Here is a 19,998-nt window from a genome sequence, read left to right on the forward strand (position 1 = left end):
TGCGGCCGGTGGGGTGATGCTCATTACTGCTTGTCCGGAGATGGGCGACTCCGCCCGGACCTGGCGCCCACGTGACCGCGGTGCGCTCACTACGCTGCGTACTTGTGCACATCGGGCCGCACGGCCCGGGGGACCACGAGCGAAGGGGTGGGCATGAGCGAGGGTACGGAGCCGACGGGGGAGATGCGGGCGGCCGTGATCGAGCTGCTCGGCGTGCTCGCGTACGGCGAGATCACCGCCTTCGAGCGGCTGGCCGAGGACGCCAAGATGGCCCCCACCGTGGAGGACAAGGCCGCGCTGGCCGCGATGGCGGTCGCCGAGTTCCAGCACTTCACCCTGCTGCGTGATCGCATCGCCGCGCTCGGCGCGGACCCGGCGCGGGCGATGGACCCCTTCATCGCGCCGCTGGACGAGTTCCACGTGCACACCGCCCCCGCCGACTGGCTGGAGGGCCTGGTCAAGGCGTACGTGGGGGACGGGATCGCGGCCGACTTCTATCGTGAGGTCGCCGCGCACCTGGACGAGGTCAGCCGGGATCTGATCGTCGAGGTGCAGCGGGACACCGGGCACTCGGCGTTCGTGGTGGACGCGGTGCGCTCGGCGATCGAGCGCGACCCCAAGGTGGCGGGCCGGCTCGCGCTGTGGGGGCGGCGGCTGATGGGCGAGGCGCTCAGCCAGGCCCAGCGGGTCGCCGCGGAGCGGGACGTGTTGTCCACGATGCTGATCGGCGGCGGGGCCGGCCCCGGCTTCGACCTGGCCGAGATCGGCCGGATGTTCAACCGGATCACCGAGGCGCACCAGCGGCGCATGGCCGCCCTGGGCCTGGCCTCCTGATTCGGGCGCCGGTCAGGACAAAGCCCGGGGGTGGGCGATCCGCGCTCGGATCGCCCACCCCCGGGCTCGTGCGGTGCCGCGTGCGGCACCCTTGCTCAGGCGTTGGCGCCGAAGCCGACCTTGCGGGCCGAGGATTCGCCGATCTCGACATAGGCCAGGTGCTTGGCCGGCACGACCACGCGGCGGCCCTTCTCGTCCGTCAGGGACAGCAGTGCGGACTCGCCCGACAGCGCCTCGGCGATGGCTCGCTCGACGTCCTCCGGGTTGTCCGTGCTCTCCAGCACCAGTTCCCGCGCGGCGTGCTGTACGCCGATCTTGATCTCCACGGCTGTCCCTCCGGCCTTGAAATTCTGGAGATCGGCGCCGCGAGACTCGCGGGCCGTACCCTCCCCAGCAGGCTAGTCGAGAGCCGGGGTCACCGAACGCCATGACGGGTACGCCCAACGCGAACGCCGCACGGGAACAAGATCGCCCGGCGCCCGTATCCGCAGGTCCGCCCGCTCAGTGCGCCGGGTCGTCCTTGCGCGGGAAACGGGAGATGCCGCGCCAGGACAGCGACGACACCAGCTGCGACGCGGCGTCGCGCGGGATGGTCGCGCCGCGCGCGATCCAGTAGCGCGCGGTGACCTGCGCCATGCCGGTCAGCCCGATCGCCAGGAGCATCGACTCCTCCTGACCGAGCCCGGTGTCCTCGGCGATGATCTTGCTCACCGCGTCGGCGCACATCTCGCTGACCCGCTCCACCCGCTCGCGCACGGCGCTCTCGTTGGTCAGGTCCGACTCGAAGACCAACCGGAACGCGCCGCCGTCGTCGTCGACGAAGGCGAAATAGGCGTCGACCGTGGCGGCGACCCGCAGTTTGTTGTCGTGCGTCGACTCCAGCGCCCGCTGAACCGCCGCGAACAGCGCCTCGCAGTGCTGGTCGAGCAACGCCAGATACAGCTCCAGCTTGCCGGGGAAGTGCTGGTACAACACGGGCTTGCTGACGCCGGCGCATTCGGCGATGTCGTCCATCGCGGCGGCGTGGTAGCCCTGCTTGACGAAAACTTCCTGGGCGGCGCCGAGGAGTTGCGTTCTGCGCGCGAGCCGGGGCAGCCGGGTGCCGCGAGGACGGGGGTCCGCATCCTGGATGGCTGTCACGGGGCTCCTCAAGGTGTCGCTCAACGTGTCGCGGACACCGGATGGTTCGGTGATCCGGCGGGTCTTTCCACCACGTCATCCTACTTTCGGGTAACCCAGGGCGTAAGTTTCGTGGCGCAACGAAACAGGATCCCGCGCCTTCGACACCCCTCGCAAGGGGGCGCGTGAGGTGCGCGGACCGCCCGCGCGAGCCCCGGTCGGCAGGGTGATCGGGGCGGTCAGCGGTAGTCCTCGTCCTCCGCGTGCCCGACCCCGCGGCGCTGTTCGGTGGCGTCCGCGGGATCCACCCCGTCGGGCACCGACTCCCACACGGGCTCCTCGTCCCCGTCGTCCACCGCCACGGAGGTCTGCTGCTCCACCGCGTCGGGTACCGGGATCTCGGGGTCGTCGACCGTTTCATCGGATACGTTGGCGTCACCGAGCGTGACGTCCTGGAACTCGGGGGTATCGTCGATTCCGTACATACGGCCTCCCTGCCCGTGCGGTCCGCCGGTATTCGGTGTTCCCGCATGTCTCCGTGAGTCTGCGCAGACCCCGCATGTCCATGATCCGCCTCGAAAACGCTGCCGCACTTCAGGGATCGATGTCGAAACGTGATGTGGGAAGCGTTTAGAGTGACGTCATGAAACCGGGCAAAGGCACCGAGACCACCCTGTCGAGCGAAGACGGTCGGGGCATCACCCCTTCCGTCCCAGTGATCATCTCGTAATATTGCCCACCGTGACGACCCTGAGCCCCGCAAGCGACGCCGACCCGACGCCCTGGCCTGCGCGAACGGTCGAGGTCGGGAGCGGTAGCGAGGTCGTGGTGCGCCGCGACGCGCTCGGCGACGCCGACCTGCCGCCCGCGATGATGATCCACGGGCTCGGCGGTTCGTCGCTGAACTGGACGGAACTCGCCGCCGAACTGCGGTCGGATCTTTCCGTGGAGCTGGTCGACCTCCCCGGATTCGGATACTCCGCGCCGCCGCGCAACGGCGACTACTCGATCTCCGCGCACTGTCGTGCGGTCGAGGGCGTGATCCTGTCGCTGCGCAAGGGCCCGGTACATCTGTTCGGCAACTCGATGGGCGGGGCGGTGGCCACCCGGCTCGCCGCCCGGCGACCGGACCTGGTCCGCACGCTGACCCTGATCTCGCCCGCGCTGCCGGACCTGCGGGTGCGCCCGTCGGTGGTGCCCACGGCGCTGCTCGGGGTGCCCGGCGTGGGCCGCGCGCTGTTGCGGATCAGTCGGAACATGACACCCGAGGAACGCACCCGGATGTCGATCGCGATGATGTACGGCAACCCGGGCGCGGTCGGCGAGAAGGCCTTCGCCGACGCCGCGGCCGAGTATCGGCGCCGGCTCGAACTCCCGTACATGATGGACGCGTTCTCGCACTCGACCCGATCGGTGATCGGGGCCTACCTGGAGCGCGGCAGCCGGGCGCTGTGGCGGCAGGCGGCCGAGGTGCGGGCGTCGACACTGCTCGTCTACGGTCGTCGGGACCGACTGGTCGACCCGCGGATGGCCAAGCGGGCCACCGAGACCTTCCCCGACGCCCGATTGCTCGTGGTGCCCGACTCCGGGCACGTGGCCATGCTCGAACACCCCCGCGTGGTGGCCCGGGGTTTCCGCGAACTACTCGACGGGGCCCTCTCGCCGTCGAACGTGGTGGGGTGAACGCAGACACATGGGACGTCATTCGGGCGTGCAGACGAGCGTGCAGTACGGCGGCGAGGAGCTGCCGGACGACGGACTCTCCGGCGGCTACGCGGCGGTGCCGCAGCAGGGCGACTACGGACAGGTCCACGAGGGCGGATACGGCGGCGGTTGGGCCGCCGGCCCGACCGACACGTCGTATGCCTCCGGGTACGCCGAGCAGGACACCGGCTACCACGGGTACCCCGTGGATCAGGGCTACGGCGGATATCCCACCGACGGGCAGCACACCGGGTCCTACGGCTACGAGGCCGTGCAGCACGGCTGGGAGCACCCCGCACCGGCGGTCGACTCCGGCACCTGGGTGGCGGCCGGGACGATGCCCGGCGCGCCCGCGCACTGGGACGACCCGCTGGAGCCCTACGACGCGCAGCCGCGGACCGGCGGCTACCCCGCGCAGGGTTTCGCGGCCGGCGGGTACGGCACCGACACGTTCGGCGCGCCCGCGTTCGACACGGGCACGTTCGACACCGGGTCCTTCGGCGGCGACGGCTACGCCACGGGCGGCTACGCGGCTGTGGGCTACGCCAACGACCTGTACGCCGCGGACGCCTACCAGAGCGGGATGCACGCCGCGGTCGAGGCGCCCGCCGCGCCGACCTACGACACCACCACGTTCGAGCCGCAGAGCTTCGTCGGCTACGGCTACGACACCTCGGGCGCGTACCCGGTCGTAGCGCCGGTCGAGGATCCGCCGGTCGACGCGCTCTACGACCTGCCCGCGGAGCCCGCGCAGGTCGATCCGCCCGGAGTGGGGCAGTACGCGATGGAGGCCGAGTCGTGGGTCGGCTCGGGACCCGAACTCGACCTGGAACAACTCTCGTTCGCGACCGAGCCGGGCGACGACTTCGCCGACCCGCAGCCCCCGCACGTCGAACCCGAGCCGGAGCACGGCTTCGAACCGGACACCGGCAACGCCCCGCCGCGAGGTCGCGCGCAGACCCGCAAGGCGAACCGGCCCGCGCCGCGCAAGGGACGGCGCACGCTGGTCGCGGCGGGCGGCGTGGTGGTGACCGGCGCGGTGCTCGCCGGCGCGGTCGTGCTGCAGATGCCCGACGAGGGCACCTCGACCCAGGCGTCCGGCGACGACCAGGCCGCGCCGGGCGCGGGCCACCGGCCCACCGACCAGGCCGCCTCGCGGGGTTCGGAGCGGGACCCGGTCGCCCCCGGCAGCGCCTCCGCGCTGCCGCTGCCCACGCCCCAGTCGCCGACCACCACCGACCAGCTCACCCTGCGCTTTCCGCTGGACCCGAAGCTGGGACTGGGCAACAAGTTCGACACCGTGCCCGGCAAGGAGGCCGCCCCCGGCCCGGGGCGCAAGTACACCTACGCGGTGGAGATCGAGCAGGGCCTGCAACTCGACGGCGAACTGTTCGCCACCACGGTGCAGAGGACGCTGAACGACAAGCGCAGTTGGGCGAGCGGCGGGCTGACCTTCGAGCGCACCGACAACTCGCCGCAGGCGGACTTCGTGGTGCGGCTGGCCAGCCCGGGGACGGTGCACAAGACGTGCAGCCCCCTGGTCGGCGACACCAGCGAGGACAACGTCTCCTGCGACGCGTACGGCACCCGGTGGGTGATGATCAACGCCTGGCGCTGGGCCCAGGGTTCGACCGCCTACGGCGACGACATCGTCGGCTATCGGCAGATGCTGATCAACCACGAGGTCGGCCACCGGCTCGGACACAACCACGAGAAGGCGTGCGGCGCGGGCGGCATCGGGGCCGGCCTGGCGCCGGTGATGATGCAGCAGACCAAGACCCGGGTCGCGAGCGAGGGCGCGATGAAGGGTGAGACCTGCGAGGCCAACCCGTGGCCGTACCCGTCGGGCAAGCTCACCAGGTAGTCGGATCCGGTCCGCCGGGCGCCCTCGCGGGTGCTCGGCGGCACTGCCGCACGCGCATCTCACGGACCGGACCCGGTGCCCGGGAATCGGGACGAGCGTGACACTGTTGCGGTAGGAAAAGAGCCGAGATTAGACAGTCCGACCATCGGAGTTTCCGTGTCGCAGCTACCACCTCTGGTCGAGCCGGCCGCCGAGCTGACCGTCGACGAGGTCCGTCGTTACTCGCGCCACCTGATCATCCCCGACGTCGGGATGGCCGGGCAGAAGCGGCTGAAGAACGCCAAGGTGCTCTGTGTGGGCGCCGGTGGCCTGGGGTCGCCGGCGTTGATGTACCTCGCCGCGGCGGGTGTCGGCACGCTCGGCATCGTCGAGTTCGACACCGTCGACGAGTCCAACCTCCAGCGCCAGATCATCCACGGGCAGAGCGACATCGGCCGCTCGAAGGCCGAGTCCGCGCGCGACTCGGTCAAGGAGATCAACCCGTACACCGAGGTCGTCCTGCACGAGGAGCGGCTCGAGGCCGACAACGTGATGGAGATCTTCGCGCAGTACGACCTGATCGTCGACGGCACGGACAACTTCGCCACCCGCTACCTGGTCAACGACGCCTGCGTGCTGCTGAACAAGCCGTACGTGTGGGGCTCGATCTACCGCTTCGACGGTCAGGCGAGCGTGTTCTGGTCCGAGCACGGGCCGTGCTACCGCTGCCTGTACCCGGAGCCGCCGCCGCCCGGGATGGTCCCCTCGTGCGCCGAGGGCGGCGTGCTCGGCGTGTTGTGCGCGTCGATCGGGTCGATCCAGGTCAACGAGGCGATCAAGCTGCTCCAGGGCATCGGCGAGCCGCTGGTCGGCCGGCTGATGATCTACGACGCGCTGGAGATGACCTACCGCACCGTCAAGGTCCGCAAGGACCCCGAGTGCGCGGTCTGCGGCAAGAACCCGACCGTCACCGAGCTGATCGACTACGAGGCGTTCTGCGGCGTGGTCTCCGAGGAGGCCCAGGAGGCCGCGCTCGGGTCCACGATCACGCCCCGGCAGCTCAAGGAATGGCTCGACGCGGGCGAGAACATCGACCTGATCGACGTGCGGGAGCCGGGCGAGTACGAGATCGTGCAGATCCCGGGGTCGCGGCTGGTCCCGAAGAACGAGTTCCTGATGGGCCGGGCCCTGGAGGACATGCCGCAGGACAAGCGGATCGTGCTCAACTGCAAGACGGGCGTGCGGTCGGCCGAGGTGCTGGCCGTGCTGCACGCCGCGGGCTTCAAGGACTCCGTGCACCTCGGTGGCGGTGTGATCGGTTGGGTCAACCAGATCGAGCCGGAGAAGCCGGTGTACTAGGTCCTCGGGGCCGGACGGCCGTGGCGTTTGCCCGGCCTCCGGCCGGGGGGTGTCCTCAAACGCCGGACGGGCTGGAGTGGCTCGGCTTGGTGGGGTGCCTGCTGTTTCGAGGGTCCTGCTGTTTCGGGTGTCCTCAAACGCCGGACGGGCTGAATTTTGGCCCGTTCGGCGTTTTCGGGTGCCGGGGGTTCAGATCGCCTGTTTGCGTTGTAGGTGGGTGAAGGCGAGCCAGCCGGGGAGGACCGGGAGCCAGAAGGTCAGGAAGCGGTAGAGCAGGACTGCGGCCGTCGCGGTTTCGAACGGCAGGCGTGCGGTGCTGGTCAGGCCCGCGATCAGGGCCGCCTCCACCGCGCCGATGCCGCCCGGCGTGGGCGCGGCCGAGCCGATCGCGTTGCCGGCCAGGAAGACCACCGCGATCGCGGCGAAGTTGGCCGAGCCGCCGAAGGCCCGCACGCTGGCGTCCAGACACAGGATGAAGGTCAGCGTCAGCAACACCGTGCCGCCCAGGCCCGCCGCCAGCTTGGTCGGCGTCTGCAGCACGTCGAGCAGCCTCGGCACGATCCCGGAGAACAACTGGCGCAACTGCTTGACGATCCAGCGCCGCAGCGGCGGTACGGCCATCACCAGCAGGGTCACCAGGGCCACGACCAGCAGGCCCGCGATCACCGCGCCGGACGGCGCGAAGGACGGCGTCTCGGCGGTGCCGGCGATGTAGCCGAAGAAGGCCAACAGGCCGACGTGGAAGACCAGTCCGCCCAGTTGGGAGACACCGACGCTGGCCGCGGCCAGGGTGGGCGGAATCCCGGCCTTTTGCAGATACCGGGTGTTCAGCGCGACGCCGCTGACCGCCGGCGGGGCGACCAGCTTCACGAACGAGCCGGCGAGCTGCACCATCGTGGTGCGATACAGCGACAACCGCTCCGGTACGTAGCCCAGCAACATCAGCGCGGCGCACACGTAGCTGAGCGAGGCGGCCAGCAGGCCGATCGCCGCCCAGCCCCAGTTGGCGCTCGCGAAGATCTCGCCCAGATCGACGTGGCTGAGCTGGGAGAGCAGGAAGTAGCCCGCGAACGCGCTCGCCACCACGGAGACCAGGGTGCGCGCGCGCACCCGCTCCAGACGCACCGGCTCGACCTCGGCCTGGGGGCGCAGTTCCAGGATCTGTTCGCGGATCCTGGAGAGCAGGTTCTTGTCCTTGCGCAGCACCGAGCGGGTGCTGCGGCTGAGCGCGACCTTTTGCAGCAGCGGCAGGCACGCGGCGACGGTGTCCGCGCCCAGCACCTCGGCGGCGGTGTGTACGGCGCGCTCCTCGCCCACCCGCAGCGCCACCGTGGTGAGCAGTTGCGCGGTGTCGATGCGCAGCGCCAGGTCGCTCGACGCGATCTCGCCGGCCCGCAGGTCCACCAGCCACGGCTCGCCGGAGCCGTCCACCAGGACGCTCTCCGCGACCAGCCGGCGATGGGTGAGCCGGTGCGCCTGGAGCAGGCCGAGCAGTTGCCACACCCGGGCCAGGAGTTCGTCGGTGATCTCCTCGTCGTCGAGCGTGTCCAGGGTACGGCCCGGCACGTGCGCGTAGGCCAACAGCGCGGCGTCCGGGCCCACCTCGGTGGTGGCCACCAGGCGCGGCGCGCGCACGCCGGCGTCGGCGCACGCGTACGCCATCAGCGACTCCTGTTCGAGCGCGCGCCGGGTGGACAGCACAGTGCGGCGCTGGGTGACCCCGCGCAACACCAGCCGCCGGTAGAACCGGTAGATCGCGCCGGACGCCTGCTGGTCGCGGTCGAGCACGGTCACGTCGAGCAGGCGGTCGTCGGCCAACCGGACCGCGTAGCGGCGGGTCTCCTCGGGGCCGTCGTCGGTGCGTACGCACGACAGCGCGACCAGGCCGAACCGGCGCAGCGCGGCGACCACCGACTCGGCCGGCGGGCGGGTGTTGGGCAGGCCGACCGCGTACAGCGTGGCGTAGGCGATGGTGCGCCCGAACAGCACGCTGGTGAGCAGCGCGACGGGGGTGGTGTAGCCGCCGACCAGCACCGTCGCCGCGTTCAGCAGCAGCAGCGTCCACACCACGAGTTGCCAGCGCGGTCGGCGCACCAGGCCGACCGCGGTGACGTAGGCGACGATCGGCGCGAGATAGCCGTGCACCGGATCGGTCCAGCCGGTCTGCGGCAGCGGCAGCGGGCGGGTGAGCGCGTCGCGCAGCGCCTCGGGGCCCGGGCCGGTGATCCACCAGTCCAGGCCGAGCGAGGCCAGGTAGGTGGCCGCGGCGGCGATCACCCCGTCGGCGACCCGCAACCCGTCCCGGCTGATCAGGCGTTCGATGCCGTAGGCCACCGGCACCACGAGCACCGCGACGGCGAAAACCCCACCGGACAGGTTGAGCAGCAGGTGCGGCGTGCTGTTCTGCGCGCCGCGCACGATGTCCGATTCCAGGCCGGAGGTGGTCTGGCGGGCGATACTGGCCAGGAAGAAGACCACGCCCAGGGCGAGCACGCCGAGCAGGACTCGGATCAAATCGGACGAACGGTGTACCCGCAGGGGTTGCGAGGGCTCGACGACGAGGGCGCGCCCGTTCCCGGGGGCACCCCTCGCGAATGTCTCGTCATGGTCTCGTATCACCCGTCACCGCCGCGTCGATGGTGCCACGACCCGTGCCCCGGGTCGCGCCCGGCCGCGCCGAAGTGCGGCCGAAAGGGGATCGGCGGCTGCCGGACCGGGTGTCCGACGACTCTGTCACCATGTGCGGATGAGTGACCCTAACCCCTTCGCCGAGCGGGTGCTCGACCTGGTCGAGCGCATTCCCGCCGGGCGGGTGATGGCGTACGGGGACATCGCCGAGGCCCTTCAGGACGGCGGTCCCCGGCAGGTCGGCCGGGTGATGGCGCTGTACGGCGGCGGGGTGCCCTGGTGGCGGGTGGTGCGGGCGGACGGCTCGCTGCCGCCGAGTCACGCGGTGCGCGCGCCGAAGCACTACCGGGCCGAGGGCACCCCGCTGCGCTCCGGCGGCGAGCGGGTGGACATGACCCTGGCGCGCTGGACGCCGGACCCCGAGGACGTGCCGCAGGAGCCGGAACTTCCCCCGATTCCCTGACGATCGGGGACGAACCGGGGCGCCGTGCCGGTGCTCGGGGCACCCGCGATGCGGGTGTGCTCCCCGGGCGGGAGAGCCGGATGTGATCTGATGGGCAACGGCCGCGCCCTGCCGACCGGGGCGCGGCCACCCTCTCCGAGGTCGCGACCCGGTGCCGCGCCCGGCGACGCTCGCCCCGGCGCGCCGCCCGGCACGGCCCGTGTGACGCGGCCGGCCCGGCCCGAGCAGCAGCAGGATTCGACGGCGACCCGAAGGCACCCCCGGCCAGATGACCACCCCGACCCCGGCGTACCGGCTGCGGCGTACTCCCGTGGCCCCGCCCGCGCCCGTGATCCCCGACGCCTACCAGCGGGCGGTGATCGAGCACCGGGGCGGCCCGCTGCTCGTGCTCGCCGGTCCCGGCACCGGCAAGACCACCGTGCTCGTGGAGGCGGTCGCCGAGCGGGTCGCGCGCGGGATCAGGCCCGAGGAGATCCTGGTCCTGACCTTCGGCCGCAAGGCGGCGGGGGAACTGCGCGACCGGCTGACCGCCCGACTGCGCGCGGCCGGCGCACGCACCGCGACGGTGCCGACCGCGACCACGTTCCACTCGTTCTGCTACGCCCTGGTGCGCGAGCACCAGCCGGCCGAGTTGTTCAGCTATCCGCTGCGCCTGCTCACCGGCCCCGAGCAGGACGTGTTCGTGCGCGAACTGCTCGCGGGCGGGGTCGAGGAGGGCAGCCTGACCTGGCCCACCGAACTGCGCGCGGCGGTGGGCACCCGCGGCTTCGCCGACGAGGTGCGCGCGGTGATCGCACGCAGCCGCGAGATAGGGCTCGACCCGGACGCGCTGGCCCGGTTCGCCGAGGACACCGGGCGGCGGGACTGGCGGGCCGCGGCCGACTTCCTGGCCGAATACCTGGACGTGATCGACGCGCAGGGCGTGGTGGACTACGCCGAACTCGTGCACCGCGCGGTGTTGCTGGCCGAGCAGCCGGAGACCGCCGCGATTTTGCGCGGGCGCTACAAGGCGGTGTTCGTCGACGAGTACCAGGACACCGATCCGGCACAGGTGCGTCTGTTGGCCGCGCTCGCCGGGGACGGGCGGGACCTGATCGCGGTGGGCGACCCGGACCAGTCCATCTACGCGTTCCGCGGCGCCGACGTGAACGGCATCCTCGACTTCCCGCACCGCTTCCCGCGCGCCGACGGCGAGCCCGCCGACATCGTGGTGCTGCGCACCTCGCGCCGGGCACCGGCCGGCCTGCTCGCCGCCTCGCGCGTGGTCACCCAGCGCATGGCGCTGAGCCGGCTGCCGGCCGATCGGGTACGCGCGCACCGCGAGCTGATCCCGTCGGTGTCGGGGGCCGAGGACCCGAGCCGGGTCGAGGTGTACACGTATCCCACACCCGGCGCCGAGTTGGACAACACCGCCGACATCCTGCGCCGCGCGCACCTGGAGGACGGCGTGCCGTGGGGGCGGATGGCCGTGCTCGTACGCTCCGGCGCCCGCTCGATCCCGGGCCTGCGCCGGGCGTTGTCGGCCGCCGGGGTGCCGCTCGAGATCGCCGGCGACGAGTTGCCGATCGCGGCCGAGCAGGCGGTGGCGCCGCTGCTGACCGCGCTGCACGTGGCGGCGGACCCGACCGTGCTGGACGCGGAGACCGCGCGCGGGTTGTTGCAGTCGCCGCTGGGCGGGCTCGACGCGGGCGATCTGCGCCTGCTCGGGCGGGCGTTGCGGGCCGAGGAGCGCGCCGCGTCGGCCGCGACGGTGACCGGCACCCGGCCGTCGGCCGAGCTGATCCGGGACGCGCTGGCCTCGCCCGAGCAACTGGTGGGGATAGAGCAGCGGGTCGGCGGCGGCGCGCTGCGGCTCGGTCTGCTGATCCGCAAGGCGCGCGAGGTGCTGGCGGGCGGCGGGACCACCGAGGACGCGCTGTGGGAGTTGTGGCAGGGCACCCCGTGGCCGGGCCGGCTGGAGCGCGCGGTGTTGCGCGGCGGTACCGCCGGGCGCAACGCGGACCGCGATCTGGACGCGGTGGTGGCCCTGTTCGAGGTGGCGGCCAAGGCCGAGGAGCGGGCCGGCCACCGGGGGGCGCTGAACTTCCTGGCCGAGTTGAAGGCCCAGGAGATCGCCGGCGACCGCCTCGACGACAGCGCGCTGCGCGGCGAGGCGGTGCGGCTGCTGACGGCGCACCGGGCCAAGGGCCTGCAGTGGCGCCTGGTGGTGGTGCACGGGGTGCAGGAGGGCCTGTGGCCGGACCTGCGCCGACGGGGCTCGCTGCTCGAAGCCGACCGGATCGGCTCGGACGGGCTGGCCGAGCCGCTCTCGCCCGGCGCGCTGCTCGCCGAGGAGCGGCGGTTGTTCTACGTCGCGGTCACCCGGGCGCAGGAGCGGCTGGTGGTGACCGCGGTCGACTCCAGCTACGACGACGGCGATCAGCCCTCGCGGTTCCTGGAGGAGCTGGGTGTGCCGCCGGTGGAGGTCAAGGAGCGGCCCCGGCGGCCGCTGTCCACCTCCGCGCTGGTGGCCGAGTTGCGCTCGGCGGCGGTGGATCCGCTGGCGCCGGCCGTGCTGCGCCGGGCCGCCGCGCGCCGGTTGGCCGCGCTCGCGGATCTGCGTGACGACGAGGGCCACGCGCTGGTGCCGGCCGCGCACCCGGACCGGTGGTGGGGCCTGGTGGCGCCGACCGACCCGGGAGTGCCGATCCGGGACCCGGCGGACCCGGTGCGGCTGTCCGGCAGTTCGGTGGCCAAGGTGCGCGACTGTGCGCTGAGCTGGTTCCTGGGCAGTGAGGTGCACGCCGACTCGCCGCGCTCGGCGGCGCTGGGCTTCGGCAACGTGGTGCACGCGCTCGCCGACGAGGTGGGTACGGGTGCCACCGCGGCGGAGCTGCCGGTGCTGATGGACCGGCTCGACCGGGTGTGGGACGCGTTGGCGTTCGACGCGCCGTGGCAGTCCGAGCAGCAGAAGGACGAGGCCCGCACCGCCCTGGAGCGGTTCCTGTCGTGGCACACCAACGAGCGGCACCGCACCGTCGCGGCCACCGAGCACGGCTTCGAGGTCGAGCTGACCGCGGGGGAGTACCGGGTGGTGGTCCGGGGCTCGATGGACCGGGTCGAGCGCGGCGAGGACGGGCTCGCGTACGTGGTGGACTTCAAGACCGGTCGCAGGCCGCCGACCCGGACCGAGGTCGAGGGGCATCCACAGCTCGCGGTGTACCAGGTGGCGGTCGCCAACGGGGCGCTCGACGACCTGCCCGGCTTCGCCGACGGCCGGCCCGGCTCCGGCGGCGCCGAGCTGATCCAGTTGCGTTCGGCGGACAAGGGCGAGACCGGGCAGCCGGTGGTGCTCGCCCAGGACCCGCCGCTGCCCGACCCGGACGGGGGTACGTGGGTGGGCGGCCTGCTCGCCGACGTGGCCGGTCGGATCATCGGCGAACGGTTCACCCCGACCGCGGGATCGCACTGCGACCGGTGCGATTTCCGTCGCTGTTGCAGTGCCCGTCCGGAAGGTCGGATGACGGTCGAGTAGCCGGATCGCCGGTGCCCGGCGATACCGGGCGGGGGTGGTGGGACGTGCGGATTTTGCCATCGCCATACTCGTGCGCAGGAACCCCGCTCCCGGGTTCCGGTCCCGCATCAAGGAGTTTCGTGCGCACTTCACGCATGGCCGCGATCGTCCCCGTCGTCGCCCTCGCCCTCGTCGGCCTGACCGCCTGCGGCGGCTCGGAGCAGAAGTCGAACGCGGGCACCGACGCCAAGGCGTTGGCCGACGAGGCGCAGCGACTGCTGAAGTCGGTCCCCGACTTCAAGATGGTCGGCAGCGGGCAGGACGAGGAAACGAAGATGGAGATGGACCTGTGCATCCGCAGCGGTGCGGACATGCAGGGCACGATGACGATCGACGGCAACCGTGTCGAGGTGATCTTCATCGGCAAGGACCAGTACATGAAGGCCGAGGCGCCCTTCTGGAAGATGATGATGGGCGAGTTCGTGCCGGAGCGCGTGCTCGACGAGGTCGTGTCGAAGATGGCCGGCAAGTACCTGAAGTCCCCGGTCGACGAGGAGGACGACGGCGTCTCGTCCATGACCGACTTCTTCGACGGCTCCACCGACGGGGTGACCAAGGGTGAGCCGGTCAAGATCGACGGCGTGAAGGTGATCCCGCTCAGCAAGAAGGACGACGAGGGCGAGACCACCACCCTCTACGTCCAGGAGAAGGGCAAGCCCTACCCGTTCATGGTCAAGTCGGAGGGCAAGAACAACGCCACGGCGAAGTTCACCAAGGGCAAGCAGAAGTGCGAGCCCACCGCTCCCGCCGAGTCGTTCACCAAGGAAGACCTGAAGGGGCAGTTCAAGGACGCCTGACCGGCGCACCCGAGGCACCGGCCCCGCACCGCGACCGTCCGTGTCGCCGTGCGGGGCTAGTCTTCCTCGGTGCACGCCGTACTGACCGACCCGGACGACCTGTGTCGGCTGCTCGGGATCCCGTTCACCCCGGAGCAGCTGGACGCGGTGCTCGCGCCGCTCGCGCCGGGCGTGATCGTGGCCGGGGCCGGGTCGGGCAAGACCACGGTGATGACCGCCCGCGTGGTGTGGCTGGTGGGCACCGGACAGGTCCGGCCCGACCAGGTGCTCGGCCTCACCTTCACCAACAAGGCCGCCGGCGAGCTGGCCCAGCGGGTGCGCAAGGCGATCGGGCAACTGCGCGGCGGCGAGATCCCGGCCGACGAGGACGCCGGCGAGCCGACCGTGTCCACATATCACGCCTTCGCCGGCCGCCTCCTCCAGGAGCACGGCCTGCGGATCGGCCTGGAGCCCTCGGCCCGGCTGCTCGCCGACGCCACCCGCTTCCAGCTCGCCGCCCGGGCCGCGCGCACCGCCCGCGGCCCCTTCCCCACGCTCACCGGCCGGCTGCCCGACGTGGTGGCCGCCGTGCTGCACCTGGGCGGCGAACTGGCCGAGCACCTGGTGTCGGTCGAGGAGCTGCGGGAGTGGGACCGGGCCTTCGTGGCCGAGGCGGAGGCCGCCGCCAAACCCTCCGCCGCCGCCCGCAAGGCCGCCGACGCGGCCCGCAACCGGCTCGACCTGGGCCGACTGGTCGAGGCGTACGCGCGCGCCAAGAGCGGGCGCGACCTGCTCGACTTCGGCGACCAGATCGCCTACGCGGCCCGGATCGCCGGCGAGCGGTCCGAGGTCGGCGAGATCCTGCGCGACACCTACCGGGTGGTGCTCCTGGACGAGTACCAGGACACCTCGGTGGCCCAACGTGTGCTGCTCCAGGGCCTGTTCGGGCTCGGCCACCCGGTCACCGCGGTCGGCGACCCGTGCCAGGCCATCTACGGCTGGCGCGGCGCGTCGGTGGCCAACATCCACGAGTTCCCGGTGCACTTCCCGCACCGCGACGGCAGCCCCGCCGCCCGCTACTCGCTCTCCGAGAACCGGCGCAGCGGCGGCCGGATCCTGAGCTTCGCCAACGATCTGTCGGCGCCGCTGCGCACCCCCGACAGCGGAGTGGAGGCGCTGCGCGCGGGGCCCGGCGCCGAGCACGAGGGCTGGACGGTCGCCGCGCTGCTGCCCACCCACGCCGAGGAGATCGACTGGCTCGCGGACCGGATCGGCACCGCGATCGGCACCGTCCCGGACCGGAACGGTGCCCCGATCACCGCCGGGGACGTCGCGGTGCTCGCCCGCACCGCCGCCGACTTCGCGGACATCCACGCCGCCCTGGTGCGGCGCGACATCCCGGTCGAGGTGGTCGGGCTGTCCGGGCTGCTGCACCTGCCCGAGGTGGCCGACCTGGTGGCGACCTGCGAGGTGCTGGACGACCCGACGGCCAACTCCGCGCTGGTGCGACTGCTCGCCGGGCCGCGCTGGCGGATCGGGCCGCGCGACCTGGCCCTGCTCGGCCGCCGGGCCGCGGAACTGGTCCGGGTCGAGCGGGCGGGCGCCGACGACGCCGACGCCCGCCTGGAGGAGGCGGTGGCCGGGATCGACCCGACCGAGGTGGTCTCGCTCTCCGACGCGCTCGCCGACCCCGGCGAGCAGTACCCGTTCTCCGCCGAGGCCCGCCGCCGGTTCGCCCGGGTGGCCACCGAGATCCGCGATCTGCGCCGGCACCTGGGCGAGCCGCTGATGGACCTGTTGCACCGGGTACTCGCGGGCACCGGCCTGGAGGTCGAGCTGTCCGCCTCGCCGGGCGCGCTGGCCGCGCGCCGCAGGGAGACGCTGCACACGTTCCTGGACGTCGCGGCGGGTTTCGCCGACCTGGACGGCGATCCCTCGCTGACCGCGTTCCTGGCGTTCCTGCGCACCGCCGCCGAGCACGACAAGGGCCTGGACGGCAGCCTGCCCACGGCCGGCGACTCGGTGAAGGTGCTGACCGCGCACAAGTCCAAGGGCCTGGAGTGGGAGGTGGTCGCCGTCCCCGGACTGATCGACGGCGTCTTCCCGAGCGTGCGCACGCAGGCCAAGTGGATCACCAACGGCCGGGCCCTGCCGCACCCGCTGCGCGGCGACGCCGCCGCGCTCGCGGTGTTGCCCGACCTGACCCCCAAGGGCTTCAAGGCGTTCGACGCGGCGATGCGCGAGCACCAGGAGACCGAGGAGCTGCGGCTGGGCTACGTCACCTTCACCCGGCCCAAACAACTCCTGATCGGGTCCGGACACTGGTGGGGCCCCACCCAGAAGAAGCCGCGCGGGCCGTCCGACTTCCTCACCCGACTGCGCGACCACTGCCTGGCGGGCAACGGCACGGTCGAGGTGTGGACGCCCGAGCCCGCCGAGTCGGCCAATCCCCACCTGGCCGACGTCGTCGAGCACGCCTGGCCGCTGCCGCTGGATGCGACCGCGCTGATCGAGCGCCGCCGGGCGGCCGACGCCGTACTCGCGGAGCTGGCCCGGCGCGAGGCGTCGCGCCGGGTCGACCACGCGGCGGAGCATCCGTCGGTGGAGCCGGAATTCGGGCCGGTCCGGGGGTACGACGAGCAGGTGCCCGTCGAGGCCTACGAGGCGTATGTCCCGGACGACCCGGAGCAGGACGCGCCGCCGCCGGAGGAGGAGCCCCCGCCGCCGGTCGACCCGGGCTCCGAGCCGGAACCCGAGCCCGAGGCCGGCCCCGGTTCCTCGCTGCCCTCGCCCGATCACGACGACGCCGCCGAGCACGTGGACGAGGTGCGTGCCGGGCACCCCGCCGTGGAGGGCCCGGCGCCCGGGTTCCACCCGGGGCCGACCCCGGACGAGCTGGCCCTGATCGAGTCGTGGGACCGGGACCTGGTCCGGCTGGCCGAGGAACTGCGCCGCGGCCGGTCCGGGGTGCGCGAGGTGCCGCTGCCCGCGACGTTGACCGCGTCCCAGATGTTGCGCCTGTCCAACGACCCCGACGGGCTCGCGCGCGAGCTGGCCCGGCCGATGCCGCGCCCGCCCGCCCCGGCGGCCCGGCGCGGTACCCGCTTCCACGCCTGGGTCGAGTCGCTGTTCGGCGAGCGCCCGCTGCTCGAACCCGACGACCTGCCGGGCGCGGCCGACGAGGAGATCACCGACGAGGCCGATCTGCTCGCGCTCCAGGAGGCGTTCCTGCGCACGCCCTACGGTCGGCGCGCCCCGCACCGGGTCGAGGCGCCCTTCCAGCTGTTCCTCGGCGGCCGGATCGTGCGCGGCCGGATCGACGCGGTCTACCGCGAGGGGGACGGGTTCGAGGTGGTCGACTGGAAGACCAACCGGGTCCACGACGCGGACCCGCTCCAGCTCGCCGTCTACCGGCTGGCCTGGGCCGAATACGCCGACGTGCCGCTGGAGAAGGTATCGGCGGCCTTCCTCTACGTGCGCTCCGGGGAACTCGTCCGGCCCAGAGGGCTGCCCGGCCGGGACGAATTGGAACAGTTGTTCCTGGAAGCCGATGAACCGGGCGACGATCCGGCGCGTTGATCCGGAGGAAACCCGGCAACGGTGAGGATGGGCCGATGCGGCCGGATTCCGACACTCGTATGGTTTATGAGGATCGACACGACGGCGAACTTCGAACGGGACGGGAAACGGCACCGGTGCGCGGAACAGCACAGACGAGGCGGGCACTGCGGCTCGTCGGCGTTGCGGGTGATCGACCGCTGCTGCCGGTGATCGACCTGATCCTGCGCCTGCTGCCCTTCCTGGTGATCCTCGCGGTCGTCGTGCTCGCCGCCGCGACCCCGGAGAACGTGCACGTGGGTCCGCTGCTCGCGGTGGCGCCGGCGCTGTCCGGGCTCACCCAGACGGCGCCGCGCGGCCCGCTGATCACCGGCGGTGTCGCGGCCGTGGTCTCGGTGGCGCTGGCCGCGCTCGGCCAGGGCCGGGGCGGCGGCGAACCGTACGTCACGCTGGTCTCGGTCGCGCTGGTGACCACCACCGCGTGGCTGGGCGTACACGTGCGCATGCGCCAGGAGCGCACCATCGAGGAGGTGCGCAGCGTGGCCGAGGCGGCCCAGGAGGTGCTGCTGCCCCAGGTGCCCGGCACGGTGGGCCCGCTCACCGTCGGCGTGCGCTACCGCGCGGCGGCGGCCGAGGCGCGGATCGGCGGCGACCTGTACGAGGTGGTGCCCACGCCGTTCGGCATCCGCGTGGCGATCGGCGACGTGCGGGGCAAGGGCCTCGGCGCGGTGCGCACCGCCGCCGCCGTGCTCAGCGCGTTCCGCGAGGCGGCCTACGAGGAGCCGGACCTGCCCGGCGTGGCCCGCCGGCTCTCGGCCAGCCTGGAGCGGCGACTCGGCGAGAACGACGAGGAGTTCGTCACGCTGATCCTGCTCGGCTTCCCGCCGGAGCCCGCGTGCGTGGACATCCTCAACTGCGGCCACCCCGCGCCGCTGCTGTTGCGCGCGGCGCGGGCGGAGGCGCTGGACCCGCCGACCCCGACCCCGCCGCTGGGCATCATGGACCTGCGCCGGCTCGACCTGCCGGTGTTGCGGGTGCCGCTGCTGCCGCGGGACCGACTGCTGCTGTACACCGACGGCATCATCGAGGCGCGCAACCCGGCCGGCGAGTTCTACCCGCTGCCCGATCGGGCGCCGGATTCGCTGCCCGGCGTGGAGGACACCCTCGACCGGCTGGAGGCCGACGTGCAGCGACACGTGGGCCGACCGCTCCAGGACGACGCGGCGATGGTGCTCCTGGAGTACACCCCGGTGGTGGTTCGCCACGAGGAACTGCGCGGGGCCCGGCTCAGCGCCTGACGCCCGGGCTCAGCCCACCTTCAACTCGACCACCAGGGCGCAGTGGTCGGAGACGCCGAGGCGGACCGCCTCGGTGCGGCGCACCGCCTCGGGGCCGATGCCGTGTCCGAGCACGTGGTCGAACTGGACCCTCGGGTGGTACGAGGGGTAGGTGGGCACCCGGGCCAGCGAGCGCCAGCGCACCGCGCCCGCGCCGCGTCCGCGCCGGCCGACCACCGCCTGCGGGATCCGGCCGGGCAGGTTGAAGTCGCCGAGCAGCAGTTGCGGACCGGGCAGGTCGGCGGTGGAGCGGCGGATCCGGGCGAGCTGGGAGATGTTCCAGCCGGGTACGAAGGACAGATGCGCCGCGAGCACCGTGAACGGCCCGTGCGGGCCCTCGACCACCGCCGCGAGCACGCCCCGGGGCTCGTCCGGCACCCGGGTCAGGCCGGGCCGGCCCTGCACCCGCAGCGGCAGGCTCAGCGGCGCGGCCGGGAAACGCCGGACCCGCCAGCGCGAAACCGGCAGCCGGGACAGCAGCGCGATGCCGTATCCGGGGCCGCCCTCGCCCCGCTCGTCCGCCGCGTAGACCCTGCGCTCGCCCGGCACCGGCGGCTCCTCCGTCCACCCCGACACCGGCGCCGGGACGCCGTGCACCGAGGCCAGGAAGCGCCACTGGGACATGCCGAGCGCCTCGGCCGCGATCGCCGCCTGGTCGGCGCCGCCGGAGCGCTCCTGGTGCCGGTCCACCTCCTGCAGGGCCACGATGTCGGCGTCCAGATCGGCCAGCGCGGCGCGCAGCCGGTCCGGGTCCGACGCGCCGTCGGCGAGGTCCATGCCGTGCAGGAGATTGAAGGTCGCGACACGCAACGTGGTCATCGGCC

14 protein-coding genes are annotated in these 19,998 nt (G+C 72.8%); 9 read left to right on the forward strand and 5 right to left on the reverse strand.

Annotated features, from left to right (window positions below; genetic code table 11):
* Window positions 1-153: 153 nt before the first annotated feature.
* Complete coding sequence (locus ACMXN5_RS20900; RefSeq protein WP_379994687.1) at window positions 154-834, forward strand: ferritin-like fold-containing protein; 681 nt, start codon at window positions 154-156, stop codon at window positions 832-834.
* A gap of 95 nt (window positions 835-929) precedes the next feature.
* On the opposite strand, the gene ACMXN5_RS20905 is transcribed toward ACMXN5_RS20900, so the two are convergent.
* The 3 genes from ACMXN5_RS20905 to ACMXN5_RS20915 all read right to left on the reverse strand — a co-directional run bounded on the left by ACMXN5_RS20905 (window position 930) and on the right by ACMXN5_RS20915 (window position 2,438).
* Window positions 930-1,160 carry a DUF3107 domain-containing protein gene (locus tag ACMXN5_RS20905; RefSeq protein ID WP_439676513.1) on the reverse strand — a complete coding sequence of 77 codons (231 nt, stop codon included), beginning with the start codon at window positions 1,158-1,160 and terminating at the stop codon, window positions 930-932.
* 175 nt (window positions 1,161-1,335) lie between these two features.
* The gene (locus ACMXN5_RS20910; RefSeq protein ID WP_395787594.1) at window positions 1,336-1,974 is read right to left on the reverse strand and encodes a TetR/AcrR family transcriptional regulator; all 639 of its coding nucleotides are present in this window, start codon (window positions 1,972-1,974) and stop codon (window positions 1,336-1,338) included.
* Between the two features lie 218 nt (window positions 1,975-2,192).
* On the reverse strand, window positions 2,193-2,438 hold the full coding sequence (locus ACMXN5_RS20915) for a hypothetical protein (RefSeq protein ID WP_439676514.1): 246 nt from the start codon (window positions 2,436-2,438) through the stop codon (window positions 2,193-2,195).
* Between the two features lie 340 nt (window positions 2,439-2,778).
* Here ACMXN5_RS20915 and ACMXN5_RS20920 point away from each other — a divergent pair, with 340 nt between their 5' ends.
* The 3 genes from ACMXN5_RS20920 to moeZ all read left to right on the forward strand — a co-directional run bounded on the left by ACMXN5_RS20920 (window position 2,779) and on the right by moeZ (window position 6,859).
* Window positions 2,779-3,636, forward strand: a complete 858-nt coding sequence (locus ACMXN5_RS20920) for an alpha/beta fold hydrolase (RefSeq protein WP_439678045.1) — start codon at window positions 2,779-2,781, stop codon at window positions 3,634-3,636.
* 10 nt (window positions 3,637-3,646) lie between these two features.
* Window positions 3,647-5,521, forward strand: coding sequence for a DUF3152 domain-containing protein (locus tag ACMXN5_RS20925; RefSeq protein WP_439676515.1), 1,875 nt, complete (start codon window positions 3,647-3,649; stop codon window positions 5,519-5,521).
* Window positions 5,522-5,677: 156 nt separating this feature from the next.
* Entirely contained in the window at window positions 5,678-6,859 is a 1,182-nt protein-coding gene (moeZ, locus tag ACMXN5_RS20930; protein ID WP_379994695.1) for an adenylyltransferase/sulfurtransferase MoeZ, read from the forward strand.
* A gap of 189 nt (window positions 6,860-7,048) precedes the next feature.
* Here the strand turns inward: moeZ and ACMXN5_RS20935 are convergent, their stop codons facing one another.
* Complete coding sequence (locus tag ACMXN5_RS20935) at window positions 7,049-9,373, reverse strand: lysylphosphatidylglycerol synthase transmembrane domain-containing protein (RefSeq protein WP_439676516.1); 2,325 nt, start codon at window positions 9,371-9,373, stop codon at window positions 7,049-7,051.
* 232 nt (window positions 9,374-9,605) lie between these two features.
* On the opposite strand from ACMXN5_RS20935, the gene ACMXN5_RS20940 reads away from it, so the two are divergent.
* The 5 genes from ACMXN5_RS20940 (at window position 9,606) to ACMXN5_RS20960 (ending at window position 19,135) form a co-directional block, all read left to right on the forward strand.
* A complete protein-coding gene (locus ACMXN5_RS20940; RefSeq protein WP_439676517.1) occupies window positions 9,606-9,950 on the forward strand; it encodes an MGMT family protein in 345 nt (114 codons plus the stop codon).
* 268 nt (window positions 9,951-10,218) lie between these two features.
* Window positions 10,219-13,464 (forward strand): ATP-dependent helicase, encoded by a 3,246-nt coding sequence (locus ACMXN5_RS20945; RefSeq protein ID WP_439676518.1) that lies wholly within the window; start codon window positions 10,219-10,221, stop codon window positions 13,462-13,464.
* Between the two features lie 119 nt (window positions 13,465-13,583).
* Window positions 13,584-14,300: a hypothetical protein gene (locus ACMXN5_RS20950; protein ID WP_439676519.1), complete on the forward strand. Its 717-nt coding sequence runs from the start codon at window positions 13,584-13,586 to the stop codon at window positions 14,298-14,300.
* A 69-nt stretch (window positions 14,301-14,369) separates the two neighbouring features.
* Complete coding sequence (locus tag ACMXN5_RS20955) at window positions 14,370-17,858, forward strand: UvrD-helicase domain-containing protein (RefSeq protein WP_439676520.1); 3,489 nt, start codon at window positions 14,370-14,372, stop codon at window positions 17,856-17,858.
* Window positions 17,859-17,974: 116 nt separating this feature from the next.
* Window positions 17,975-19,135, forward strand: a complete 1,161-nt coding sequence (locus ACMXN5_RS20960) for a PP2C family protein-serine/threonine phosphatase (protein WP_439676521.1) — start codon at window positions 17,975-17,977, stop codon at window positions 19,133-19,135.
* A 9-nt stretch (window positions 19,136-19,144) separates the two neighbouring features.
* On the opposite strand, the gene ACMXN5_RS20965 is transcribed toward ACMXN5_RS20960, so the two are convergent.
* Entirely contained in the window at window positions 19,145-19,993 is an 849-nt protein-coding gene (locus ACMXN5_RS20965) for an endonuclease/exonuclease/phosphatase family protein (RefSeq protein WP_439676522.1), read from the reverse strand.
* Window positions 19,994-19,998: the final 5 nt, after the last annotated feature.

Source organism: Embleya australiensis (assembly GCF_051903075.1).
Taxonomy (GTDB): domain Bacteria; phylum Actinomycetota; class Actinomycetes; order Streptomycetales; family Streptomycetaceae; genus Embleya.